This window comes from Streptomyces shaanxiensis, from assembly GCF_039537145.1.
GTDB lineage: Bacteria > Actinomycetota > Actinomycetes > Streptomycetales > Streptomycetaceae > Streptomyces > Streptomyces shaanxiensis.
The window spans coordinates 128856-151398 of sequence record NZ_BAAAZY010000011.1; the positions used below are offsets into that span (position 1 = coordinate 128856).

Here is a 22543-nt window from a genome sequence, read left to right on the forward strand (position 1 = left end):
GCCTCATCACTTTTCGCTCACCACGGGTCGGCCGCGAGCCCGGCCCGCCGGGCGGCGGAAACCCGCCGCACAGCAGAAACCCGCCGCTCAGCGAAATTCGGACACAGCGGCCCCCGGGATGACACAGCACGGCAGACACCCTGTCATGACCGCCAGTCGAGCGGGACCTGCTTGCCCCGGTCCCAGGGCTGCTCCCAGCCCGAGAAATGCAGCAGGCGGTCGATGATTCCGGCCGTGAAACCCCAGACCAGAGCCGATTCGACCAGAAATGCCGGACCTCGGTGGCCGCTGGGGTGAACGGTCGTGGCGCGGTTGTCCGGGTTCGTGAGATCCGCCACGGGGACGGTGAAGACGCGGGCCGTCTCGTTCGGATCGACGACGTCGACCGGGCTCGGCTCGCGCCACCAGCCCAGCACCGACGTGACCACGAAGCCACTGACCGGGATGTACAGCTTGGGCAGCACACCGAAGAGCTGGACGCCGCCCGGATCGAGCCCGGTCTCCTCCTCGGCCTCGCGGAGAGCGGCCCGCAGCGGCCCGTCGGCCTGCGGGTCGCCGTCCTCGGGGTCGAGGGCGCCACCGGGGAAGGACGGCTGTCCGGCGTGCGACCGCAGGGAACTGGCCCGCTCCATGAGCAGCAGCTCGGGCCCTCGCTCGCCTTCACCGAAGAGGATCAGTACGGCGGACTGGCGCCCCGCACCGTTCTCCGGTGGCAGGAACCGGCTCAGCTGCAGCGGCTCGACCGTCTCCACCACCCGCACCACCGGATCCAGCCAGGCGGGCAGTCCCTCCTTGCTGAGCACCACCGGACCGTCCTGCGTACCGCTCGCCCGAGTCATCGCCACCCCCGTCGTCCTGCCCAGTCCAACGCCCGAGGGCACCTAGATCGTTCCGGTCCGACGGCAGAGAGGCGGGACAGTGCCCGGCTCCGTCCGGCTCGCCCCGTCATCCGGCCCCCAGCGGCGGGGCAGCCTTGCCGCCCGCGTCCAGATAGGCCTGCGGCGGATTGAGCCGCTGTCCCGGGAAGCCGCCCTTCTCGTACTTGAGGAGCTTCTTCGCCTTCTCCGGATCCGTCTCGCCCTCGCCGTACGCCGGGCAGAGCGGCGCCACGGGACAGGCCCCGCACGCGGGCTTGCGGGCGTGGCAGATACGGCGGCCGTGCCAGATCACGTGATGCGAGAGGTCGGTCCAGTCGCTCTTGGGGAACAGCGCGCCGATCTCGGCCTCGATCTTGTCGGGGTCGGTCTGCTCGGTCCACTGCCAGCGCCGCACCAGCCGCTGGAAGTGCGTGTCCACGGTGATGCCGGGGCGGCCGAAGGCGTTGCCGAGCACGACGAAGGCCGTCTTGCGACCGACGCCGGGGAGCTTGACCAGGTCCTCGAGCCGGCCCGGGACCTCGCCGCCGTGGTTCTCCACCAGCGCCTTGGACAGGCCCATGACCGACTTGGTCTTGGCCCGGAAGAACCCGCACGGGCGGAGGATCTCCTCGACCTCCTCCGGGTTGGCGGCTGCCAGGTCGTCGGGGGTCGGGTACTTGGCGAAGAGGGCGGGGGTCGTCTGGTTGACGCGCAGGTCGGTGGTCTGGGCGGACAGCACGGTGGCGACCACGAGCTGGAAGGGGTTGTCGAAGTCCAGCTCGGGGTGGGCGTACGGGTAGACCTCGGCGAGCTCGCGGTTGATACGGCGGGCTCGGCGGACGAGGGCGGTGCGGGATTCGGCGGGAGCCTTCTTGGCCGGTGCCGTCTTGGTGGCCGACGTGGTCTTCTTGGCCGGCGCGGACTCCTTGGCAGGCGCCGCATTCCTCGCAGGCGCCGGTTTCTTCGCAGGCGCGGCTTTCTTCCCGGCCGCCGCCGACGTCTTCACCGCTGCCTTCCCGCCAACCACAGCCGCCTCACTCGGCGCACCATTCGTCGCCTTTGCCGTTTTCCTTCCGCCACCAGGGTCCTGTTCGCCCACAGCGGAATCGCGACGTACAACCACCCGCCCAGCCCCCTTGGCCTGTGCTCTCACCGGCGATTTGGACACCCGGCCAGCCTAAAGCCCGGCACCGACATCCGCCCCGGACCTCGAAGATCGGCCCCCAATTGGACCCCTGCCGCTTACCTCGGCACACCTGTGCGGCATCCTTGTGACAGATCACACTGTTTGGACCGTCCGGCAAAATGGGGAGCACGGTCCCCTGGTACCAAGGGGGAGCAAGATCCCCTGAGCAGGTCGACAAGGAGAGAACTCGTGGACGACGTTCTGCGGCGCAACCCGCTCTTCGCGGCGCTCGATGACGAGCAGTCCGCGGAGCTCCGCGCCTCCATGAGTGAGGTGACCCTCGCACGCGGTGACTCCCTGTTCCACGAGGGCGACCCCGGTGACCGGCTGTACGTAGTCACCGAGGGCAAGGTCAAGCTCCACCGCACCTCGCCCGACGGCCGCGAGAACATGCTCGCCGTCGTCGGCCCCGGCGAGCTCATCGGCGAGCTGTCCCTCTTCGACCCGGGCCCGCGCACGGCGACCGCCACCGCGCTGACCGAGGTCAAGCTGCTGGGCCTGGGCCACGGCGACCTCCAGCCCTGGCTGAACGCCCGCCCCGAGGTGGCCACCGCGCTGCTGCGCGCCGTCGCCCGCCGGCTGCGCCGCACCAACGACGCGATGTCCGACCTGGTCTTCTCGGACGTCCCGGGCCGTGTCGCCCGCGCGCTCCTCGACCTCTCCCGCCGGTTCGGCGTGCAGTCCGAAGAGGGCATCCACGTCGTCCACGATCTGACGCAGGAGGAGCTCGCACAGCTCGTCGGCGCGTCGCGCGAGACGGTCAACAAGGCGCTGGCCGACTTCGCGGGGCGCGGGTGGCTGCGCCTGGAGGCGCGTGCGGTGATCCTGCTCGACGTGGAGCGACTGGCCAAGCGGTCGCGGTAGAGCGGTACACACGCCAAGTCGTACGACGCCGGGGTCCTGTCTCACTGTGAGGCGGGGCCCCGACGTCGTCGGCCACCCCTCGAACCCCGTCGCCGTTGGCCCCCCTCGAACATCCGCGCACCAAGAGATAGCCTCCGCCCATGGCAAACGGGCAGTGGTACCCACCGGAGTGGCCGGAACGTATCCGTGCGCTCGCGGACGGAAGCCTGACCCCCGTCGCTCCGAAGCGGGCGGCCACCGTCATGTTGCTCAGGGACACCGAGGCCGGGCCCGCCGTGCACATGCTGCGGCGCCGTGCCTCCATGGCCTTCGCCGGTGGGGCGTACGCCTATCCGGGCGGCGGCGTCGATCCGCGCGACGAGCATCCGGTGCGCTGGGCGGGCCCCACGCGCGCGTGGTGGGCGCGAAGGCTCGGGGTCGACGAGGCGGCGGCACAGGCCATCGTCTGCGCGGCCGTACGGGAGACGTACGAGGAGGCGGGTGTCCTGCTCGCCGGGCCCACCGACGACTCCGTCGTGGGGGATACGACCGGCGAGGACTGGGAGGCCGACCGCGCGGCCCTGGTCGCCCGGGACCTGTCGTTCGCCGAGTTCCTGGACCGCCGGGGACTGGCCCTGCGTTCGGATCTCCTGGGCGCCTGGACCCGCTGGATCACCCCGGAGTTCGAACCCCGCCGCTACGACACGTGGTTCTTCGTCGCCGCCCTCCCGCAGGGCCAGCGCACCCGCAACGCCTCCACGGAGGCGGACCGTACGGTGTGGATCCGGCCCGTGGACGCGGCCGCCTCGTACGACAAGGGCGAGCTGCTGATGATGCCGCCCACGATCGCGACCCTGCGCCAGCTGACCGGCCACGGCAGCGCCGCCGAGGCCCTCGCCGCCGCCCCCGGCCGCGACCTCACCGCCGTCCTCGCGCAGGCCCGGCTCGACGACGGCGAGATCGTGCTCTCCTGGCCCGGCCACGACGAGTTCACCAAGCACATCCCGACGGGCGGAGCCCCCGCATGACCGTGCCGCCCATGCCCGCAGTGCCCGCAGCCCTGGAAGGCCCCCTCGTATGACGGACGCAGCAGCCCTCCCCGGCCAGCCGCGAGGCGGGGTCCTCACCGGCCCCGCCACCCCCCGCGCCGTCAACGTCCTCGCGCCCAACCCCTCCGCGATGACCCTGGACGGCACCAACACCTGGATCCTCGCCGAGCCGGACTCGGACCTGGCCGTCGTCGTCGACCCGGGCCCGCTGGACGACGGTCACCTGCGCAACGTCGTCGCCATGGCCGAGAAGTCCGGCAAGCGCATCGCCCTGACCCTCCTCACGCACGGCCACCCGGACCACGCCGAGGGCGCCGCACGCTTCGCCGAGCTGACCGGCACGCGCGTGCGTGCCCTCGACCCGGCGTTGCGGCTCGGCGACGAGGGGCTCGGGGCGGGGAACGTGGTCACCGTCGGCGGACTGGAGTTGCGCGTCGTACCGACGCCCGGGCACACCGCCGACTCCCTCTCCTTCCACCTCCCGGCCGACCGCGCCGTCCTGACCGGTGACACGATCCTGGGCCGCGGCACGACCGTGGTGGCGCACCCCGACGGCCGGCTCGGCGACTACCTGGACTCGCTGCGTCGGCTCAGGTCCCTCACGGTCGACGACGGCGTGCACACCGTCCTCCCCGGCCACGGCCCCGTCCTGGAGGACGCCCAGGGCGCCGTCGAGTTCTACCTCGCCCACCGCGCCCACCGCCTCGCCCAGGTCGAGACGGCCGTCGAGGACGGCTACGGCACCCCGGCCGAGGTCGTCGCCCATGTGTACGCGGACGTGGACCGCTCCCTGTGGCCGGCGGCCGAGCTGTCGGTGCGGGCGCAGTTGGACTACCTGGAGGAGCACGGCCTCATCTAGGCCCTGCCTACGCCTCCTGGGGCCGCGGCGCTTTGACCCCGTGCACGCGCGCGTACTCGTCCACGAGCCACGGCCCGAGGTCCTCCACGTACGACCGGAGGACGCCCGCGTCGCCCGTCGGCTCGTACCCGAGCGCGGCCGCCACCCTCATCTGCTCGGCCCGCGCCGGGTAGTACGCCGCGAAGGCTTCCGCCATCTCCCCCAGATCGCTGGTCCACCCGCCCCAGCGGGGCATGACCAGCGTGAACCCGGTCCGCACGAGACGCCGCGACATGAACCGCACGAGCGGCCGCCGCGCGTCCGCGCTGTCGTCGGCGCCGGCGATCCGCTCCCGCCACCGGGGCAGCAGGAGGCCGAGATCGCCGTTGGTCTCGCGCGCGAGCAGCGTGTCGGGGCGGTAGCGCGGCAGATGCTCGGCGAGGTCCTCCCCCAGCAGCGGCGTACAGAGGCAGGCGACGAACCACCCGAGGTCGTGCGTCTCCAGGTCGCTCAGCAGCCGCCTGCGGCTGTCCAGCAGCGTCCCGGCCCCGTCGATCTGCGCGAACTCCTTGTCCAGCGCCTCGTCGAGCACGCGCGCGTCCGTCCGGTCCGTCTCGGTCGGCTCCTCGTGCAGGGCGACCAGCAGATCGAGGTCGCTGCGCCCCACGCGCGCGGTGCCGCGCGGAATCGACCCGTAGAGGTAGGCGCTGTGCATCCGTGCCCCGAACACGGCCGGCAGACGGTCGCGCGCGGCGGCGACGACCGGCCGGAAGGCGTCGGGAACGCGCGCGAGGGAGCCTTCGCGCGCGATGTACCCCTGAGCGTCGAGCCCCCTGCGGCGAGCGGTTTCGGCCATGGGGACACTGTGCCCTGCAGGGCGGTTGGGGGGCGGCCCATTTTTTTGCGGCCGTCATACGCCGCCCCCACCACCGAAGGCCTACGCCCCCGTCAGCTCCACCTGGACCTCGACCTCGACCGGCGCGTCCAGCGGAAGCACGGCCACGCCGACCGCGCTGCGCGCATGGACGCCCTTGTCGCCGAGAACCTGTCCCAGGAGTTCGCTCGCGCCGTTGAGGACGGCGGGCTGGCCGGTGAAGTCCGAGGCCGAGGCCACGAAGCCGACGACCTTCACCACGCGCGCGATGCGGTCCAGGTCGCCCGCCACCGACTTGACGGCCGCGAGGGCGTTCAGGGCGCAGGTGCGGGCGAGTTCCTTGGCCTCCTCGGGGGTGACCTCCGCGCCCACCTTGCCGGTGACCGGGAGCTTGCCCTCCACCATGGGGAGCTGGCCCGCGGTGTAGACGTACACGCCCGACTGGACCGCCGGCTGGTACGCGGCGAGCGGAGGCACGACCTCCGGAAGCGTCAGGCCCAGCTCGGCGAGCTTCGCCTCGACGGCGCTCATGCCTGCTTCTCCCGCTTCAGATAGGCGACGAGCTGCTCGGGGTTGTTCGGCCCGGGCACGACCTGGACGAGCTCCCAGCCGTCCTCGCCCCAGGTGTCCAGAATCTGCTTCGTGGCGTGGACGAGCAGCGGCACGGTTGCGTATTCCCACTTGGTCATGTGGCCGACTTTATCCGTTGCCCGGCGGGGGCCGAGCGGCCGACCGCGGTCACGTTGTCCACAGGCTGTCGCGTAGTCGGCGGACGGACTGGTTAGGCTCGAAGGCGTGAGCAGGCTCCAGGTCGTCAGCGGCAAGGGCGGGACCGGAAAGACCACGGTCGCCGCCGCGCTCGCGCTCGCTCTCGCCACCGAGGGGAAGCGGACGCTTCTCGTCGAGGTCGAGGGCAGGCAGGGCATCGCGCAGCTCTTCGAGACAGAGGCGCTGCCCTACGAGGAGCGGAAGATCGCCGTCGCTCCAGGGGGCGGGGAGGTGTACGCCCTCGCCATCGACCCCGAACTGGCCCTTCTGGACTACCTCCAGATGTTCTACAAGATGGGCGGCGCCGGCCGGGCCCTGAAGAAGCTCGGCGCCATCGACTTCGCCACCACCGTCGCACCCGGTCTCAGAGACGTCCTGCTGACCGGCAAGGCGTGCGAGGCCGTGCGGCGCAAGGACAAGAGCGGGCGGTTCGCCTACGACTACGTGGTGATGGACGCACCCCCCACCGGGCGCATCACCCGCTTCCTGAACGTCAACGACGAGGTGGCGGGGCTCGCCAGGATCGGGCCGATACACAACCAGGCGCAGGCCGTGATGCGGGTGCTGAAGTCGGCGGAGACGGCCGTGCATCTGGTGTCGCTGCTGGAGGAGATGCCCGTCCAGGAGACCGTGGACGGCATCGCCGAGCTGCGCGCGGCACGGCTGCCGGTGGGGCGGATCATCGTGAACATGGTGCGGCCCGAGGTGTTGGACGCGGCCGACCTGGAACTCGTACGGAGCGTTCCGCGCGCCGCCGTGGCCAAGGCGCTGTCCTCGGCCGGGCTCGGCGGGGCACGACGCGGCGGGAACGCCGAGCGGCTGGTGGACCCGCTGCTGGCGCAGGCCGACGAGTACGCCGAGCGGCACGCGCTGGAGCAAGAGCAGCGGGCGGTCCTCGGCGGGCTGGGGCTGCCGGTGCACGAACTGCCCCTGCTGGCCGAGGGCATGGACCTGGCGGGGCTGTACGAGCTCGCCGGCGAGCTTCGGGAACAGGTTCTGTCGTGAGTTCGTTCACAAGTCGGGAGCCGTACGCGGTACGTCGGAAGCAGGGGATGTCATGAGTCGTCCGGAACCGACCCACGCACACGACGCCGCACGCCACCATCCCCCGCATCTCACCCCCACGCGCGTGCTCGACCTCGACCCGCTGCTCGACGACCCGAAGACCCGCATCGTGGTGTGCTGCGGCTCGGGCGGCGTCGGCAAGACCACCACCGCGGCGGCACTCGGGCTGCGGGCCGCCGAGCGGGGCCGGAAAGTGGTCGTGCTCACCATCGACCCGGCCCGCCGACTCGCCCAGTCCATGGGCATCGACTCCCTCGACAACACCCCGCGCCGGGTGAAGGGCGTCGAGGGTGACGGCGAGCTGCACGCGATGATGCTGGACATGAAGCGCACCTTCGACGAGATCGTCGAGGCGCACGCGGACCCCGAGCGGGCGGCCGCGATCCTGGGCAATCCCTTCTACCAGTCGCTCTCGGCGGGCTTCGCGGGCACGCAGGAGTACATGGCGATGGAGAAGCTGGGCCAGCTGCGGGCCAAGGACGAGTGGGACCTCATCGTCGTCGACACGCCCCCGTCCCGTTCGGCGCTGGACTTCCTGGACGCGCCCAAGCGGCTCGGCTCGTTCCTGGACGGCAAGCTGATCCGCGTACTGCTGGCCCCGGCGAAGGTCGGCGGACGCGCGGGGATGAAGTTCCTGAACGTCGGCATGTCGATGATGACGGGCGCGCTGGGCAAGCTGCTCGGCGGACAGCTGCTGAAGGACGTGCAGACGTTCGTGGCCGCGATGGACTCGATGTTCGGCGGCTTCCGCACGCGCGCGGACGCGACGTACAAGCTGCTCCAGGCGCCCGGGACGGCGTTCCTGGTGGTGGCGGCGCCGGAGCGGGACGCGCTGCGGGAGGCCGCGTACTTCGTGGAGCGGCTGGCCGCCGAGGACATGCCGTTCGCCGGTCTGGTGCTCAACCGGGTCCACGGCAGCGGCGCCGACCGGCTGTCGGCCGAGCGGGCGCTCGCCGCCGCGGAAAATCTTGAAGAGCCCCGCATTGTGGATCAGGAGGGCGGGAAAGCTGGACTTCGTAACTCCCCCGACACGTACGACAGTTCAGACTTGCCTGCCTCCGAAGCTCCGGCTCCTGACGAAGGCTCCCCCGCCGCCACGGACACGGAGCGAACCGCGACCACGGACGAACCTCGGTCCGCAGACCCTCATGTGGAGCGGTCCGTCGACCAGCTCACCGCAGGCCTGCTGAGGCTGCACTCCGAGCGTATGCAGCTGCTCTCCCGCGAGCAGCGCACGCGTGATCGCTTCACCGCGCTCCACCCCGAGGTGGCGGTGGCCGAAGTCGCCGCGCTGCCCGGCGATGTGCATGACCTCGCTGGACTGCGGGACATCGGAAACCGGCTCGCGGCCCATCGGCCGGAGCTGCCTGATCCCGCGGTCGACGCCTGAGGGGTTCCGTGGGCCCACGTGAAAGGGCCCTTGGATCCGCCTTGGTGGAGACCCCTTGGTCCCCTCAGCTCACCGCCGCGTAGTTCTCGTACACCTCGTCGTCGTCGAGCGGCAGGATGCCCGCCCCTCGCTCGTACTCCGTACGCGCGGTCTCCAGGAGCCGGCGCCAAGAAGTCACGGTGGGCCGCCTGCGCAGCAGTGCGCGGCGCTCCCGCTCCGTCATTCCTCCCCACACGCCGAACTCGACGCGATTGTCGAGCGCGTCGGCCAGGCACTCCGTGCGCACCGGGCATCCGGTGCACACCGCCTTGGCCCTGTTCTGCGCTGCTCCCTGAACGAACAGTTCATCCGGATCGGTAGTGCGGCAGGCCGCCTGCGCACTCCAGTCGACTACCCAGCCCATACCGGCGCCGTCCTCTCCCGAATCGAGGCTCCCCCACGGCGGCAGCGGCATATTCACCGCCGCCAGTTGAGGACGTTACGGAAGGTGGGCACAGCGCAACACCCCCTTCGGGCCCAATCTTGAATGGCCCGAACGGACTATGCGTAAGCGGCAGATCACCCGGGGGAGTGAGCTGGCGACATGCGTGACCTTCCCGGCAAACCGGGGCAGTTCTGTTGAGTCACAACGGACGCCGGGTGACACACAAGGCGGATTCGGACACGCGCCCAACAAAAAAGTTGGGGAACCTCCGGAACGATTCGGGGTCGCCGGACGTATTGATACGTGGCCGCACTGCTGTGACAGTTGGGAGCAGCTTAGGCCAAGGCCTGTGCGCCTGTCCGGGAAATGAGAAGGCAACGGCTGACTTTGCCGTGCCATGGCAGACGTCACCTCGCCCGACCGTGCTCACGCACCGGTCGGCCCTCGGTTCGCTCATGTCTACGGTTTAGGCTTCGCTCATGCCAAAGAAGCGCTCGGGCGGAGGTCTGTCGCCAACGCAGCAGGCCGCCAAGTTCCTCGGTGTCAGTGTGCTCGCGGGAGCCGTGCTGGCGGGTATCGCCCTGCCGGCCGTCGGCGCGCTGGGACTCGCGGCCAAGGGTTCGGTCGAGAGTTTCGACGAACTCCCGGCCAACCTCAAGACCCCGCCGCTGAGCCAGCGCACCACGATCCTGGACGCCAAGGGCGGTCAGATCGCCACGGTCTACTCGCGTGACCGCACGGTGGTCGACCTCAAGGACATCTCGCCGTACATGCAGAAGGCGATCGTCGCGATCGAGGACGCCCGCTTCTACCAGCACGGCGCGGTCGACCTGAAGGGCGTCCTGCGTGCCCTCAACCGCAACGCCCAGAGCGGCGGCGTCAGCGAGGGCGCGTCCACGCTCACGCAGCAGTACGTCAAGAACGTCTTCGTCGAGGAGGCCGGTGACGACCCGACGAAGGTCGCGCAGGCCACCCAGCAGACCATCGGCCGCAAGATCAAGGAGCTGAAGTACGCGATCCAGGTGGAGGAGGAGCTCGGCAAGAAGAAGATCCTCGAGAACTACCTGAACATCACGTTCTTCGGTCAGCAGGCGTACGGCGTCGAGGCCGCCGCCGAGCGCTACTTCTCCAAGTCCGCCAAGAACCTCAAGGTCCAGGAAGCGGCCCTGCTCGCCGGCATCGTCCAGTCGCCCAGCCGGTACGACCCGATCAACGACGAGGCCGAGGCCACCAAGCGGCGCAACATCGTCCTGCAGCGCATGGCCGACGTCGGCGACATCTCCCAGGCGGACGCCGACAAGGCCAAGGACACGCCGCTGGGCCTGAAGGTCAGCAAGCCCAAGAACGGCTGCATCACCGCGGTCAAGGGCGCCAGTTTCTTCTGCAAGTACGTCGAGAAGATCATCCTCAGCGACCCGGTCTTCGGCAAGGACCGCGAGGCCCGCGCCAAGATCTGGAACCAGGGCGGACTGACCATCACGACGACCCTCGACCCGCAGGCCCAGGACTCGGTCCAGGACTCGCTCAAGGAGCACGTCTACCAGAAGGACAAGGTCGAGGCCGCGACCACCCTGGTCGAACCCGGCACCGGCAAGATCCTCGGCATGGGCCAGTCGAAGCCGTACGGCTCCGGCAAGAACGAGACCGAGCTCAACTACTCGGTCGACGCGGCCTACGGCGGCTCCAACTTCGGCTTCCCGACCGGTTCGACGTTCAAGCCGTTCGTGGCGGCGGCCGCGCTGGAGGAGGGACGGCCCGCGACGCAGGCGTACCCCGCTCCGTACCAGATGCCGTACCCGCAGACGGTGCGCGGCTGCGAGAAGCCGTGGGTCAACGACGGCAACTACAAGCTGGAGAACGAGAACGAGTCCGAGGTCGGCCCCTACCGGCTCGAGGACGCCATGGCCAAGTCGGTCAACACCTACTTCGTGCAGATGATCGAGGACATCGGCATGTGCCCGGTCGTCAACATGACCGACAAGCTGCATGTGCGCCAGGGCAACGGCAAGAGCATCCCCGAGGTGCCGTCGTCGATGACGCTCGGCTCGACCGGTATCTCCCCGCTCACCATGGCGAGCGCGTACGCCGGCTTCGCGGCCCGCGGCATGTACTGCACGCCGATCGCCATCGAGTCGATCACGCAGAAGGCGGGCGGACAGCAGAAGTCGCTGGAGGTGCCGAAGTCGACGTGCTCCCGGGCGATGTCCGAGAAGACCGCGGACACCATCAACACCCTGCTGCGCGGTGTGGTCGACTCCGGTACGGGTAGGCAGGCCGGTCTCGGCGATCGCGAGAGCGCCGGTAAGACGGGTACGACGGACGAACGCCGCAACGCCTGGTTCGTCGGCTACACGCCGAACCTCTCGGGTGCCGTCTGGGTCGGCAGCGCCACCCAGGAGGTCAAGATGCGCAACATCACCATCGGCGGCCGGTACCACCCGCTGGTCTTCGGTGGTGAGGTCCCCGGCCCGATCTGGAAGGACGCCATGACCGGCGCCCTGGCGAACCGGCCCGTCGAGAACTTCAACCTCGTCGACATCCCGAAGGCCAAGGAACGCGACCGGGACGAGGACGACGAGGGCGACGAGAACGGGAACCAGAACGGCGGCAACGACGGGGACAACGGCGACAACCTCGTCGGCGGCGGCAACACCGGCGGCTCGGACGGCGGCACCTTCCCGACACCGTCCTTCTCGATCCCGGAGGGCTGGTGGCAGGGCACTTCCAACGGGAACGGCAACGGGGGCCGTGACTGAGGCGCCTGATCGCGTGACTCGGGCCGATGGAGATGACCGTGATGGTGCGGGGCGCGTGTAGTCATCCGTGCAGAGCACGGGTAGTGATCGTGCAGTGATTGAGGGGCCCGGCAGAAGCCGGGCCCCTCAATCGTGCGGTGTAACAGGACTTGATCAGGCGACGGGGCCTGTGGGCCCGCCTGCACCGGCGGTCTCAGCCGGCGAGCAGCTTCTTCACCGCGGCCGCGACCCGGCCGCCCTCCGCCTGGCCGGCCACCTTCGGGTTCACGATCTTCATGACGGCACCCATGGCGCGCGGGCCCTCGGCACCGGCCGCCTTGGCCTCCTCGACGGCCTGGGCGACGATCTGGTTCAGCTCGTCGTCGCTGAGCTGCTTCGGCAGGTACGCGGCGAGGACCACGCCCTCGGCCTTCTCCCGCTCCGCCTGCTCGGCCCGACCACCCTGCGCGAAGGCATCGGCCGCCTCGCGACGCTTCTTCGCCTCGCGGGTGATCACCTTCTGCACCTCGTCGTCGGAGAGCTCGCGCTTCTCCTTGCCCGCGACCTCCTCCTTGGTGATCGCGGCGAGCGTCAGCCGGAGCGTCGAGGAGCGGAGCTCGTCGCGCTCCTTGATCGCGGCGTTGAGGTCTTCCTGCAGCTTCGACTTGAGCGTGGTCATGGGGTCGATTGTCGCAGGTGTGGGGAGCGGAACGCCCGTAGATTTCAAGGGACCCGCGCGAGGGGCGCCGTACCGGCAAAGGCGGCGGACGGCCAGGGACAGCCAGGGGCGACCAGAGGCAGCCGAGAGCGGCCGGGCGAGGGGCCATTTCGCGGTCTGACACGATGCGCGGGGCACTTTCGCGGTCTGACACGATGGGTTGTATGCACGCGCGATACCGAGTACCCCTGGGCATCACGGCGGTTGGGGCCGCCGGTCTGCTGTATTCGGCGGGTTTCGAGGCCCGTTCCTTCCGTCTGCGAAGGGTGACGATTCCCGTCCTGCCCGCCGGCATGCGCCCGCTGCGGGTGCTCCAGGTCTCCGACATCCACATGGTGAGCGGCCAGCGCAAGAAGCAGCGCTGGCTGCAGTCGCTGGCGGGCCTGCGCCCCGACTTCGTGATCAACACCGGCGACAACCTCTCCGACACGGAGGGCGTGCCGGAGGTACTGGACTCGCTGGGTCCGCTGATGGAGTTCCCGGGCGCGTACGTCTTCGGCTCGAACGACTACTACGGCCCGAAGCTGCGCAACCCCGCCCTCTACCTGCTGGAGAAGGCCCAGGGCCGGCACGGCCTGAACGGCAACGCCCCCGCCGTCGGCGTGATCCACAACCCCTGGGAGGACCTGCGCGCCGGCTTCGACGCCGCGGGCTGGCTCAACCTCACGAACACGCGGGGGACGCTGAAGATCGAGGGCGTGTCGGTGGAGCTCACCGGCCTGGACGACCCGCACATCAAGAGGGACCGCTACGCGCAGGTGGCCGGCGGTCCGTCGGGCGCCGCCGACTTCGCGATGGGCGTGGTGCACGCGCCGTACCTGCGCGTCCTGGACGCGTACACGGCCGACGACTACCCCCTGATCCTGGCCGGCCACACCCACGGCGGCCAGCTCCGCGTCCCCTTCTACGGCGCCCTGGTCACCAACTGCGACCTGGACACGGACCGCGCGAAGGGCCTGTCCACGCACACGGCGGAGGGCCGTACGTCCTACCTCCACGTCTCGGCGGGCTGCGGCACGAACCGCTACACACCGTTCCGCTTCGCTTGCCCGCCGGAGGCTACGTTGCTGACGTTGGTGGGGCGGGAGTAGCGGGGATGGCTCGGGGCTGGGCCGGGGCTTGGCTGGGCCGGGGGCCGGGTTGGCTGGTCGGGGTAGGACCCGGGGGGCCGGGTTGGCTGGTCCGGCTAGGGCCGGTGCAGGGCCGGAGGTCGAGGCAGGGCCGGGAGCGCAGGCCGGGGGTAGACCGGCCGGAGCGGGCCGGGACAGCGGCCGGGAAACCCAGCCGGGGCAGCCGCCCGGAGTAGTGCCGGAGTAGTAAACGAGGCCGGAGCAGGCAACAGAGGAGCCGGAACAAAGAGGCTGGTCGGGTAACCCGCACGGATTACCCGAATCGCCCGATTCGCCCACCCTGCTTAGCGTGAGGGCATGACCGCCCCGATACCCAGGGACATACCGGATCTCCCCCCGATACCGGGCATCCCCGTGCTCATGCCTTCCCATGTGCCCGCCACGGCGGTGATGACCCCCGCCTGCCGGCCCCTGGCCGCCGCGTACCGCCTGTTGGTCGCACTGGCCGCAGCCGCGGCGGTGGCCGTCGAGATGACCCTCGGCAGCCCCCTACGCTCCCTGAGCCACTTCGCGATCCAGAGCAACATTCTGCTGGCCTTGGTCTTCGCCCTCGCGGCCCGCCGCGCCTGGACCGCCCGCCGCCCTCTGCCGTCGGCCCTGACAGGCGCCACACTGCTGTACGCCGTGGTCACGGGCCTCGTCTACCACCTGCTGCTGGCGAGCGAGGCGAGCGCCTACGTATTTCCCGGCGTCCTCACGGGCACGGCCACCGCCCCGACGGGCTGGCACGCGATCACCAACCAGGTCCTGCACACGGCGACGCCGATCGCGGCCGTACTGGACTGGCTGCTCCTGACGGCCCCCGGCCAACTACGCCTACGCCGGGCAGCGACCTGGATGCTCTACCCCCTCACGTACCTGGCGTTCGCCCTCGTCCGAGGCGGGCTCCTGGCCCCCGGCGCCCCCGGCCGCTACCTCTATCCCTTCCTCGACGTGGACCGGCACGGCTACAAGAGCGTTCTCGGCAACGCCCTCCTCCTCGGCCTGGCCATGTACGCCCTGGCCATCGTCCTCGTGGCCCTCGACCACACCCGCCCCAACCCGATCCGCCGCCGCGTCCATCACCGCGCCAAAACCGGATTTCGTCTCCAGCCACCAGTGGGCTAAAGTAAACGTCGTCGCCGCGACAAGCAGCGACATCGGGGTGTAGCGCAGCTTGGCAGCGCGCTTCGTTCGGGACGAAGAGGTCGTGGGTTCAAATCCCGCCACCCCGACAGAGAAACACCAGGTCAAGGGCCTGATCCTCGCTGAGGATCAGGCCCTTCCTGCGTCTCTGGAGATCGTTTGGGAGAAATCTGGGAGAAGATCTTGGTCGGCTTCTCCCAAGGGGTCACTGCCTGAGCCGACCGAGGCAGGTCGACTCAAGTGGCTCGGGCCTGCGCGTTCGCGAATCTGACTGGCCGTAAGGACCGCCTGGGCCAGGTCGCGTCGCAGGTGCACGTGTGCTGTTCTGGAAGCAGCCGCAGGAGGCAACACCGATGCGTCGCAGCCGGACTTCCGCCTTCGTACCCACCCGGTCGCCCGCCCCCACCGGAGCGGGCGGGGGGTTGCTGCCCACGCGGGATCTCGCGGCCGCCTGGATCCTCGTCGTCCTGATCGCGGTGCCCGCCTGGGCTCTGACGATCGGACAGGCCCGGGACATGGGGGTCGAGCCCGGCACCATGGGGATGGCGCTGCCCCTGTTCCTGCTGCTCTGGGTGACGATGATGGCGGCCATGATGCTGCCGTCCATGGCACCGGTGGCCCTCACCTGGGTGCGGGCATCGGACGGCAGTCCTCGGGCTGGACCCGGGCCGCCCGATCCATCGAGTTCGTGGGTGGATATCTGTTGGTGTGGACGGCCTTCGGGCTGCTCGCCTACGCGGCCCTGGCCTTCACTGGCGGCTTGGTGGACGGCCATCCGACCGCCGGACGCTGGATCGGCTCGATCGCCTTCCTGCTGGCCGGCCTGTACCAACTCGGTCCCCTCAAGCACGTCTGCCTACGGCACTGCCGCGACCCGCTGAGCCATCTGGTGCGCTACGCCGGCTTCCGGCGACCGGCCCGCGACCTGCGGGTGGGCGTCCACCACGGCGCCTACTGTGTCGGCTGCTGCGCCGGACCGATGGCCGTCCTCATTCCGGTCGGCGTGATGAACGTGGCGGCGATGACCGGACTGGCCTTGGTGATCTTCATGGAGAAGCTGTGGTCCTGGGGCTTGCTCCTCACCAGCGTCGTGGGCGTCGCTTCCTCGTCCTGGCCCTGCTCGTCCCGTTTCAGGACTGGCTGCTGCCGGGGCTGCAGGGCTCGATGCCGTCAATGGACGGCATGTGATCACCCCCATATGTGCCAGGTCACTCCCTGGCGCTCCCGCCGACTCGTCAGCTGTGGGTCCGCTCGATGAGCGGCTCGCCGCCGCTGCCCGCCACAGGGGCGATTGCCGACGTGGGCCGGTTTCCCGACCGGGACGTGAGGTGGAAGCTTGAGGGGAGGCCGCACAACCTGCGCGGGACGGATGACGCAAGTCGTACGCCTCGGGCGTGAGCGCCTCAGCGGTGTTCGGGGTTGGCCGCGTCGGCGCGGCAGCCGGCGTCCCATTCGGAGCGCTGGTTGCCGTGGGCGGGGACGCCGCCCGCGCGCTTGAGCAGGGCTGCCAGGTGCATGAGGTTCCAGGTCATGAAGGCGGTGTTGCGGTTGGTGAAGTCGTTGTCCGGGCCGCCCGAGTCCGGGTCGAGGTACGACGGTCCGGGGCCGGCCGCGCCGATCCAGCCGGCGTCGGCCTGGGGCGGGATCGTGTAGCCGAGGTGCTGGAGGCTGTAGAGGACGTTCATCGCGCAGTGCTTGACGCCGTCCTCGTTTCCGGTGATCAGACAGCCTCCGACGCGGCCGTAGTAGGCGTACTGGCCCTGGGAGTTGAGCAGTGAGGAGCAGGCGTAGAGCCGCTCGATGACCTTCTTGGTGACGGAGCTGTTGTCGCCGAGCCAGATCGGGCCGGCGAGCACCAGGATGTCGGCGGCCATCACCTGCTCGTACAGTGCGGGCCACTCGTCGACCGCGAAGCCGTGCTCGGTCATGTCCGGATATACGCCGGGGGCGATGTCGTGATCGACGGCCCGGATCTCGGATGTGGTGACCCCGCGCTCCATCATGACCGCCGCGCTCTTGTCGATCAGTCCCTGGGTGTGGCTGAGCTGCGGGGACGGCTTGAGCGTGCAGTTGATGAACAGGGCGGTGAGGTCGTCGAAGCGGTAGGAGTCGTTCGCGGACGGGGAAGGCGACGTTGCCATGGCGGTCTCCCTGGGCGGCGAGTGGGGGGGGCGCGTACGGCAGCGTCTCGCGGAGGTACCGTTTTGTTCCCTTCCGACGCGCCTTGGACGTCTTACGGAGTGATGACGTGCCGGGCCCGTCACGGGGGCGCGGCACCGACACGGACCTAGCGTGGCCGTATGCGAGTACTGGTCACCGGCGGTGCCGGGTTCATCGGGTCCCATGTCGTCGAGGCGCTCACGGCCCACGGGCACGAGCCGGTCGTGTACGACGTCCGGGCGGATCCCGGCGCCGATGTGCGGGACCCGGCGGCGGTCGCCCGCGCGCTGGCCGGTGTCGACGCCGTCTGCCATCAGGCGGCGATGGTCGGGCTCGGCAACGGGGTCGCCGACGCGGCGGAGTACGTCTCGCGCAACGACCTGGGCACCGCCGTGCTGCTCGCCGCGATGGCCGACGCGGCGGTACGGCGTCTCGTGCTGGCCGGGTCGATGGTCGTGTACGGGGAGGGGCGCTACGAGTGCCTGCGGCACGGGGTGGTGCGGCCGGGGCCGCGGGACGTCGCCGATCTGGACGTGGGGCGGTTCGAGCCGCCGTGCCCGGTGTGCGGGGAGGCACTGGCTCCTGGGCTGGTCGGGGAGGACGCGCCGGTCGATCCTCGGAACGTGTACGCCACGACCAAGCTCGCGCAGGAGCACCTGGCCGCCGCGTGGGCCCGGTCGAGGGGCTGCTCGGCGGTGTCGCTGCGCTACCACAACGTGTACGGGCCCCGGATGCCCCGCGACACCCCGTACGCCGGGGTCGCCTCCTTCTTCCGGTCCGCACTCGCCCGGGGCGAGGCGCCGCGGGTCTTCGAGGACGGCCGTCAGCGACGGGACTTCGTGCATGTGCGGGACGTGGCCGCCGCCAACGTGGCCGCGCTGGAGGCAGAGGCACCGGACGGTGTCCTGACTGCGTACAACACCGGCAGCGGTGAGCCGCACACCGTGGGCGAGATGGCCCATGCGCTGGCCTCGGCGTGCGGGGGACCCGAGCCCGTCGTGACCGGCGAGTACCGGCTGGGAGACGTCCGGCACATCACCGCGGACTCCGCACGGCTGCGGGCCGAGCTGGGCTGGAAGCCGCAGGTCGGGTTCGCGGAGGGCATGCGAGAGTTCGCCCGCGAGTGACCCCACCTGTGCCCCGGACCGACCTCACCCGTGGGCCGCTGGCAGCGTCACCTCGAAGCGGCAGCCGCCGGGGATGTTGCGTACGGTGGCCCGCCCGTGGTGGGCCTCCACGATCCCGCGGACGATGGCCAGACCCAGCCCCGCGCCTGCCGGTGGGGTCCGGGCGTGCGTGCCGCGCCAGCCGGTGTCGAAGACCCGGGGCAGGTCCTCCTCGGGGATGCCCCCGCAGCCGTCCGTGACGGACACGACCACACCGTCGTGCGAGCGCTCGGCGGCGACCGCGACCGTGCCGTCGGCGGGGGTGCGGCGAATGGCGTTGACCAGGAGGTTGCCCAGGACGCGGCTCATCTCCTTGCCGTCGACCTCGACCGGGACGGCGTCCACGTCGTCGCCGACCAGCTTTACGCCGTGTTCGCGGGCGAGCGGGTCCGCGCCCGCGAGGGCGTCGCCGATCAGGTCGTACAGGGAGATCCTGGCGGGGTTCAGGGGCAGGGTTCCGGCGTGGATGCGGGAGAGTTCGAAGAGGTCGCCGACCATGCCGTTGAGGCGTTCGACCTCGGTGCGGATCTGCCTCAGGTAGCGGTCGGGGTCGGCGGCGACTCCGTCCTCCAGCGCCTCGGACATGGCACGCAGGCCGGCCAGCGGGGTGCGCAGGTCGTGGGAGATCCAGGCGACCAGTTCGCGTCGGGAGGTCTCCAGCGCGCGTTCACGGTCGCGGGATTCGGCGAGCTTCGCGCTGGTGGCCGCCAGCTCCCGGCTGAGTGACTCCAGTTCGGCGGTGGCCGGGCCGTCGGGCGCGGAGAAGTCGCCGCCGTCGCCGAACGAGCGGGCGGCGAGGGCGAGTTCGCGACTGCGGGCGACGACCCAGCGGCCCAGAAGCAGCGCGGTGGCGAGTGAGACCACGGCCGCCATCGCGACCACGGTCGTCACCACGGTGAGGTCGTGCGGCGACAGGAACATCGCCCAGGCGACGGCGAGCGTGCCCGCGAGCATGGCGACCACTCCGACCGCGGCGACCACGGTGAGCGACGCGGTGAGCGAGCGGCGGCGCAGCAGGCGCAGCGCACCGGCTCCGGCCAGGCCGGTGACGGCGGCGCCGGCGAAGGCGTACAGGGCGATGAGGAGGGTGTCGCGCACGGTCAGTCCTCGTCCCTGCCGCCGGGTTCGAAGCGGTAGCCCACGCCCCACACCGTCTGGATGAGCCGGGGCCGGGCCGGGTCGTCCTCGACCTTGCCGCGCAGCCGGCGGACGTGGACGGTGACCGTGGACAGGTCGCCGAAGTCCCAGCCCCACACCTCGCGCATCAGGTCCTCGCGGCCGTACGCCCGTCCCTGATTGCGCAGGAAGAAGGCGAGGAGGTCGAACTCCCGGAGGGTGAGGGCGAGTTCGGTGCCGTTCTTGGTGGCGCGGCGGGCGGCCGGGTCGACGGTCAGGCCGGCCGCGCTCAGCACACGCGTCCCCGCGCCGGGCCGTGCGCGGCGCAGCACCGACTCCACCCTGAGGACGAGTTCGCGGGGGCTGAACGGCTTGGTGACGTAGTCGTCGGCGCCGACCTCCAGACCGAGGATGCGGTCGTCCTCGTCACCGCGCGCGGTGAGCATGATGACCGGTACGGGCCCGTGGCCGCGCATCCGGCGGCAGACCTCCAGCCCGTCCATGCCCGGCAGCATCAGGTCCAACACCACCAGGTCCGGCCAGTGGGCGGCGGCCCGGGTCAGGGCCGCCGGACCGTCGTCGGCCCGGTCGACGACGTACCCGGCCCGGTCCAGGTAACCGGCGACGACCTCCGCGACCGTGGGGTCGTCGTCGACGACCAGGACCCGGGCGCGGGCGTCCGCTCCGTCCACCTCGTACGACTGCTGCATGCCCCCAGCCTCGCACCGGGCCCGCCTCTGTGCGGCTTCGGTCGGCTCCCGGGGCTCCGACGTCCGCGTTTCGTAAGGAGCGAAGGACCGATATGTCCGAATCCCGTTCGTAGGGTGAGAGCCGTGACCACCGACGCGGATGTAGATGTCGTGCTCCCCTGCCTGAATGAGGCCGAGGCCCTTCCCTGGGTCCTGGCCCGGGTTCCGGCCGGCTGGCGGGCCCTGGTCGTGGACAACGGCTCCACGGACGGATCGGCGGATGTCGCCCGATCGCTCGGGGCGACCGTCGTGCACGAGCCCCGGCGGGGTTTCGGCGCGGCCTGCCACGCGGGCCTGACCGCGGCCACCGCCGAGTTCGTGTGCTTCTGTGACTGCGACGCCTCCCTCGACCCGGCCCAGCTGGAACCCTTCGTTCGTGAGGTCCGCTCCGGCGCGGCCGACCTGGTGCTCGGCCGCAGGCGACCGCAGGGGCGCGGCGCATGGCCGGCGCACGCGAGAGCCGGCAACCTCGCGCTCGCCCGGCTGCTGCGCCGCCGCACCGGTCTGCGCCTGCACGACCTCGGCCCCCTGCGCGCCGCCCGCCGCGAGCCCCTGCTCGCCCTCGACCTCACCGACCGGCGCAGCGGCTACCCGCTCCAGATGGTGGTGCGCGCCGCCGACGCGGGCTGGCGCATCGCCGAGCACGACGTGCCCTACCTGACCCGCGCCGGCACCTCGAAGGTGACGGGCACCTGGCGCGGCACCTGGCAGGCGGTGCGGGACATGAGCCGCGTGCTGAACGAAGCACCCGTACGCGAGGGGACGGCCCGGTGACCACCCTCCTCGTCATCGCCAAGGAGCCTGTGCCGGGCCGGGTCAAGACTCGGCTCACCCCGCCGTTCACGCCGTCGGAGGCGGCGGCGCTCGCGGAGGCCGCGCTCGCCGACACTCTGCGGGCCGTGGCCGCCACGCCCGCCGCCCGCCGCGTCCTCGTGCTGGACGGCACTGCCGGTCCCTGGCTCCCGCCCGGCTTCGATGTCGTACGGCAGTGCGCGGGCGGTCTCGACGAACGGCTCGCGGCCGCTTTCGCCGGGTGCGACGGCCCCGCGCTGCTGATCGGCATGGACACCCCGCAGGTGACGCCGGAGTTGCTCACCGTCGACTTCGCGGACTGCGACGCGTACTTCGGTCCGGCCGAGGACGGTGGCTTCTGGGCCCTCGGGCTGGCCGAGCCCGACCCCACCCTGCTCCGGGGCGTGCCCATGTCGACGCCGGTCACCGGCGCCGTACAACGGGAGCGGCTCGTGCGCGCGGGGCTGCGCGTGCGGGACCTGCCCCGGTTGCGGGACGTCGACACTGCCGCAGATGCCCACGCCGTCGCCGCGATCGCCCCGCGCGGGAAGTTCGCTGCACGGCTGGCCCGGTGCCGGGCGGCGACGCGCCCATGACCACGACGCCTGCCGCCTGGGCCGCCGCCGACCCCTACGCCACCGCCCTGGACGCCGGTCGTGGCCCGCTCTTCCTGCGCCGCGCCGACGGCTGGCTGCTGCCGCTCGACGTCGAACGCTGGTGCACGCACGCCGACCCGGTCGACCTCGACGTACTGGACCGGTGCGAGGGCGCCGTGCTGGACGTCGGCTGCGGCCCCGGGCGGCTGGTCGCGGAACTCGCCGCCCGTGGCCGGACCGTCCTCGGCATCGACGTCAGCGAGACCGCCGTCCACCACGCCGTACGGCTAGGTGGCCAGGCACTGCGGCGCTCGGTCTTCGACTCCCTGCCCGGCGAGGGCCGCTGGGGCACCGTCCTGCTCATGGACGGCAACGTCGGCATCGGCGGCGATCCGCGCGCCCTGCTGGACCGGGTGGCCGGACTCCTCTCCCCCGGCGGTCTGTTGATCGCAGAGACCGCGCCGGTGGACATCGACGAGCGCGTCGAGGTGCAGGTCGTCGACGTCATCCACAACTGTGGACCGGACGGTGCGTTCCCCTGGGCGCGGCTAGGCACCCCGGCCCTGCTGCGGCACGCCCGCAGGGCCGGGTGGAGGGCTGTCGGTCAGTGGACGGCCGGGGAGCGCTGCTTCGTCGCCCTGCGCAACCGCAGCGCCAGCAGCAACGCCGAGGCGCCGAAGAGCACGGCGGTGATCAGTAGCCAACGGGCGAGGAAGCCGTCCGGAGACAGGCCGGTGCCCAGGCGGTAACGGCGGTCCACCCTCCCGCTGATCAGCGGGAACCACACAAGCAGGAGCAGGCCGGACAGCGCTGCCGGGACACGGACGTACATCGCCCACTCCCGTCGTCCTGCCGCATCGAGCCCCCGTACGACGGCCCGGTCCGCCACCGCGTACAGCGGCAGCAGGACGAGGTCGTGCAGCAGCGCCGCCCCCACGAACCACACCGCCACCGCGAACCAG

General features: G+C 71.1%; 22 protein-coding genes, 1 tRNA gene and 1 pseudogene. 14 read left to right on the forward strand and 10 right to left on the reverse strand.

The window, feature by feature from the left end; translation table 11 throughout:
- Positions 1 to 143 precede the first annotated feature (143 nt).
- Entirely contained in the window at positions 144 to 839 is a 696-nt protein-coding gene (locus tag ABD932_RS20195) for an NUDIX hydrolase (RefSeq protein ID WP_126400025.1), read from the reverse strand.
- Positions 840 to 945: 106 nt separating this feature from the next.
- The gene (nth, locus tag ABD932_RS20200; RefSeq protein WP_345014710.1) at positions 946 to 1980 is read right to left on the reverse strand and encodes an endonuclease III; all 1035 of its coding nucleotides are present in this window, start codon (positions 1978 to 1980) and stop codon (positions 946 to 948) included.
- Between the two features lie 252 nt (positions 1981 to 2232).
- Here nth and ABD932_RS20205 point away from each other — a divergent pair, with 252 nt between their 5' ends.
- From ABD932_RS20205 to ABD932_RS20215, 3 genes are all read left to right on the forward strand, one after another.
- Entirely contained in the window at positions 2233 to 2907 is a 675-nt protein-coding gene (locus ABD932_RS20205) for a Crp/Fnr family transcriptional regulator (RefSeq protein WP_053750087.1), read from the forward strand.
- Positions 2908 to 3047: 140 nt separating this feature from the next.
- Positions 3048 to 3914: an NUDIX hydrolase gene (locus tag ABD932_RS20210; RefSeq protein ID WP_345014712.1), complete on the forward strand. Its 867-nt coding sequence runs from the start codon at positions 3048 to 3050 to the stop codon at positions 3912 to 3914.
- Between the two features lie 49 nt (positions 3915 to 3963).
- Positions 3964 to 4794 carry an MBL fold metallo-hydrolase gene (locus ABD932_RS20215; RefSeq protein ID WP_345014714.1) on the forward strand — a complete coding sequence of 277 codons (831 nt, stop codon included), beginning with the start codon at positions 3964 to 3966 and terminating at the stop codon, positions 4792 to 4794.
- A 7-nt stretch (positions 4795 to 4801) separates the two neighbouring features.
- On the opposite strand, the gene ABD932_RS20220 is transcribed toward ABD932_RS20215, so the two are convergent.
- The 3 genes from ABD932_RS20220 to sp36 all read right to left on the reverse strand — a co-directional run bounded on the left by ABD932_RS20220 (position 4802) and on the right by sp36 (position 6336).
- Positions 4802 to 5629: a nucleotidyltransferase domain-containing protein gene (locus ABD932_RS20220; protein ID WP_345014716.1), complete on the reverse strand. Its 828-nt coding sequence runs from the start codon at positions 5627 to 5629 to the stop codon at positions 4802 to 4804.
- 81 nt (positions 5630 to 5710) lie between these two features.
- Positions 5711 to 6178 carry a RidA family protein gene (locus ABD932_RS20225; RefSeq protein WP_093908654.1) on the reverse strand — a complete coding sequence of 156 codons (468 nt, stop codon included), beginning with the start codon at positions 6176 to 6178 and terminating at the stop codon, positions 5711 to 5713.
- Entirely contained in the window at positions 6175 to 6336 is a 162-nt protein-coding gene (gene sp36 / locus ABD932_RS20230) for a Sp36 family protein (RefSeq protein WP_003975360.1), read from the reverse strand. The genes ABD932_RS20225 and sp36 overlap by 4 nt, the downstream gene beginning before the upstream one ends.
- 106 nt (positions 6337 to 6442) lie before the next feature.
- On the opposite strand from sp36, the gene bagA reads away from it, so the two are divergent.
- Complete coding sequence (gene bagA / locus ABD932_RS20235) at positions 6443 to 7420, forward strand: ATPase BagA (protein WP_345014720.1); 978 nt, start codon at positions 6443 to 6445, stop codon at positions 7418 to 7420.
- Positions 7421 to 7472: 52 nt separating this feature from the next.
- On the forward strand, positions 7473 to 8870 hold the full coding sequence (gene bagB / locus ABD932_RS20240; protein ID WP_345014722.1) for an ATPase BagB: 1398 nt from the start codon (positions 7473 to 7475) through the stop codon (positions 8868 to 8870).
- A 64-nt stretch (positions 8871 to 8934) separates the two neighbouring features.
- Here bagB and wblA read toward each other — a convergent pair whose 3' ends face one another.
- Positions 8935 to 9273 carry a transcriptional regulator WblA gene (wblA, locus tag ABD932_RS20245; protein ID WP_062697668.1) on the reverse strand — a complete coding sequence of 113 codons (339 nt, stop codon included), beginning with the start codon at positions 9271 to 9273 and terminating at the stop codon, positions 8935 to 8937.
- A 500-nt stretch (positions 9274 to 9773) separates the two neighbouring features.
- On the opposite strand from wblA, the gene ABD932_RS20250 reads away from it, so the two are divergent.
- Positions 9774 to 12050, forward strand: coding sequence for a transglycosylase domain-containing protein (locus ABD932_RS20250; protein ID WP_345014726.1), 2277 nt, complete (start codon positions 9774 to 9776; stop codon positions 12048 to 12050).
- Positions 12051 to 12243: 193 nt separating this feature from the next.
- On the opposite strand, the gene ABD932_RS20255 is transcribed toward ABD932_RS20250, so the two are convergent.
- Entirely contained in the window at positions 12244 to 12708 is a 465-nt protein-coding gene (locus ABD932_RS20255; RefSeq protein ID WP_345014728.1) for a GatB/YqeY domain-containing protein, read from the reverse strand.
- Between the two features lie 203 nt (positions 12709 to 12911).
- Between ABD932_RS20255 and ABD932_RS20260 the strand changes: the two genes are divergently transcribed.
- The 4 genes and pseudogenes from ABD932_RS20260 (at position 12912) to ABD932_RS20275 (ending at position 16190) form a co-directional block, all read left to right on the forward strand.
- Positions 12912 to 13838 (forward strand): metallophosphoesterase, encoded by a 927-nt coding sequence (locus ABD932_RS20260; protein WP_345014730.1) that lies wholly within the window; start codon positions 12912 to 12914, stop codon positions 13836 to 13838.
- A gap of 336 nt (positions 13839 to 14174) precedes the next feature.
- Positions 14175 to 14984, forward strand: coding sequence for a Pr6Pr family membrane protein (locus ABD932_RS20265; RefSeq protein ID WP_345014732.1), 810 nt, complete (start codon positions 14175 to 14177; stop codon positions 14982 to 14984).
- 33 nt (positions 14985 to 15017) lie between these two features.
- Positions 15018 to 15091 (forward strand) — tRNA-Pro (locus ABD932_RS20270).
- Positions 15092 to 15355: 264 nt separating this feature from the next.
- Positions 15356 to 16190 (forward strand): annotated as a pseudogene (locus ABD932_RS20275) (DUF2182 domain-containing protein).
- A gap of 215 nt (positions 16191 to 16405) precedes the next feature.
- Here ABD932_RS20275 and ABD932_RS20280 read toward each other — a convergent pair.
- Positions 16406 to 17143 (reverse strand): flavodoxin family protein, encoded by a 738-nt coding sequence (locus tag ABD932_RS20280; protein ID WP_345014734.1) that lies wholly within the window; start codon positions 17141 to 17143, stop codon positions 16406 to 16408.
- A gap of 159 nt (positions 17144 to 17302) precedes the next feature.
- On the opposite strand from ABD932_RS20280, the gene ABD932_RS20285 reads away from it, so the two are divergent.
- Entirely contained in the window at positions 17303 to 18289 is a 987-nt protein-coding gene (locus ABD932_RS20285) for an NAD-dependent epimerase/dehydratase family protein (protein WP_345014736.1), read from the forward strand.
- A gap of 24 nt (positions 18290 to 18313) precedes the next feature.
- Here the strand turns inward: ABD932_RS20285 and ABD932_RS20290 are convergent, their stop codons facing one another.
- Together ABD932_RS20290 and ABD932_RS20295 are read right to left on the reverse strand one after the other, a co-directional pair.
- Positions 18314 to 19426 (reverse strand): sensor histidine kinase, encoded by a 1113-nt coding sequence (locus ABD932_RS20290; protein WP_345014738.1) that lies wholly within the window; start codon positions 19424 to 19426, stop codon positions 18314 to 18316.
- A gap of 2 nt (positions 19427 to 19428) precedes the next feature.
- A complete protein-coding gene (locus ABD932_RS20295) occupies positions 19429 to 20154 on the reverse strand; it encodes a response regulator transcription factor (RefSeq protein ID WP_345014740.1) in 726 nt (241 codons plus the stop codon).
- A 114-nt stretch (positions 20155 to 20268) separates the two neighbouring features.
- Here ABD932_RS20295 and ABD932_RS20300 point away from each other — a divergent pair, with 114 nt between their 5' ends.
- From ABD932_RS20300 to ABD932_RS20310, 3 genes are read left to right on the forward strand one after another with little or no spacing between them, the layout of a single operon-like run.
- Positions 20269 to 20967 carry a glycosyltransferase family 2 protein gene (locus ABD932_RS20300; RefSeq protein ID WP_345014742.1) on the forward strand — a complete coding sequence of 233 codons (699 nt, stop codon included), beginning with the start codon at positions 20269 to 20271 and terminating at the stop codon, positions 20965 to 20967.
- Positions 20964 to 21581 (forward strand): TIGR04282 family arsenosugar biosynthesis glycosyltransferase, encoded by a 618-nt coding sequence (locus ABD932_RS20305; RefSeq protein ID WP_345014744.1) that lies wholly within the window; start codon positions 20964 to 20966, stop codon positions 21579 to 21581. The genes ABD932_RS20300 and ABD932_RS20305 overlap by 4 nt, the downstream gene beginning before the upstream one ends.
- On the forward strand, positions 21578 to 22330 hold the full coding sequence (locus ABD932_RS20310) for a class I SAM-dependent methyltransferase (RefSeq protein ID WP_345014746.1): 753 nt from the start codon (positions 21578 to 21580) through the stop codon (positions 22328 to 22330). Before ABD932_RS20305 ends, ABD932_RS20310 begins: the two co-directional genes overlap by 4 nt.
- The last annotated feature ends 213 nt before the right edge of the window (positions 22331 to 22543 follow it).

Bases quoted from the DNA above. Each gene is read 5' to 3' on its own strand.
- ABD932_RS20195 (WP_126400025.1), bottom strand. From the start codon at position 839: ATGACTCGGGCGAGCGGTACGCAGGACGGTCCGGTGGTGCTCAGCAAG.
- ABD932_RS20210 (WP_345014712.1), top strand. From the start codon at position 3,048: ATGGCAAACGGGCAGTGGTACCCACCGGAGTGGCCGGAACGTATCCGT.
- ABD932_RS20215 (WP_345014714.1), top strand. From the start codon at position 3,964: ATGACGGACGCAGCAGCCCTCCCCGGCCAGCCGCGAGGCGGGGTCCTC.
- ABD932_RS20220 (WP_345014716.1), bottom strand. From the start codon at position 5,629: ATGGCCGAAACCGCTCGCCGCAGGGGGCTCGACGCTCAGGGGTACATC.
- ABD932_RS20225 (WP_093908654.1), bottom strand. From the start codon at position 6,178: ATGAGCGCCGTCGAGGCGAAGCTCGCCGAGCTGGGCCTGACGCTTCCG.
- sp36 (WP_003975360.1), bottom strand. From the start codon at position 6,336: ATGACCAAGTGGGAATACGCAACCGTGCCGCTGCTCGTCCACGCCACG.
- bagB (WP_345014722.1), top strand. From the start codon at position 7,473: ATGAGTCGTCCGGAACCGACCCACGCACACGACGCCGCACGCCACCAT.
- wblA (WP_062697668.1), bottom strand. From the start codon at position 9,273: ATGGGCTGGGTAGTCGACTGGAGTGCGCAGGCGGCCTGCCGCACTACC.
- ABD932_RS20250 (WP_345014726.1), top strand. From the start codon at position 9,774: ATGCCAAAGAAGCGCTCGGGCGGAGGTCTGTCGCCAACGCAGCAGGCC.
- ABD932_RS20255 (WP_345014728.1), bottom strand. From the start codon at position 12,708: ATGACCACGCTCAAGTCGAAGCTGCAGGAAGACCTCAACGCCGCGATC.
- ABD932_RS20260 (WP_345014730.1), top strand. From the start codon at position 12,912: ATGCACGCGCGATACCGAGTACCCCTGGGCATCACGGCGGTTGGGGCC.
- ABD932_RS20265 (WP_345014732.1), top strand. From the start codon at position 14,175: ATGACCGCCCCGATACCCAGGGACATACCGGATCTCCCCCCGATACCG.
- ABD932_RS20280 (WP_345014734.1), bottom strand. From the start codon at position 17,143: ATGGCAACGTCGCCTTCCCCGTCCGCGAACGACTCCTACCGCTTCGAC.
- ABD932_RS20285 (WP_345014736.1), top strand. From the start codon at position 17,303: ATGCGAGTACTGGTCACCGGCGGTGCCGGGTTCATCGGGTCCCATGTC.
- ABD932_RS20295 (WP_345014740.1), bottom strand. From the start codon at position 20,154: ATGCAGCAGTCGTACGAGGTGGACGGAGCGGACGCCCGCGCCCGGGTC.
- ABD932_RS20310 (WP_345014746.1), top strand. From the start codon at position 21,578: ATGACCACGACGCCTGCCGCCTGGGCCGCCGCCGACCCCTACGCCACC.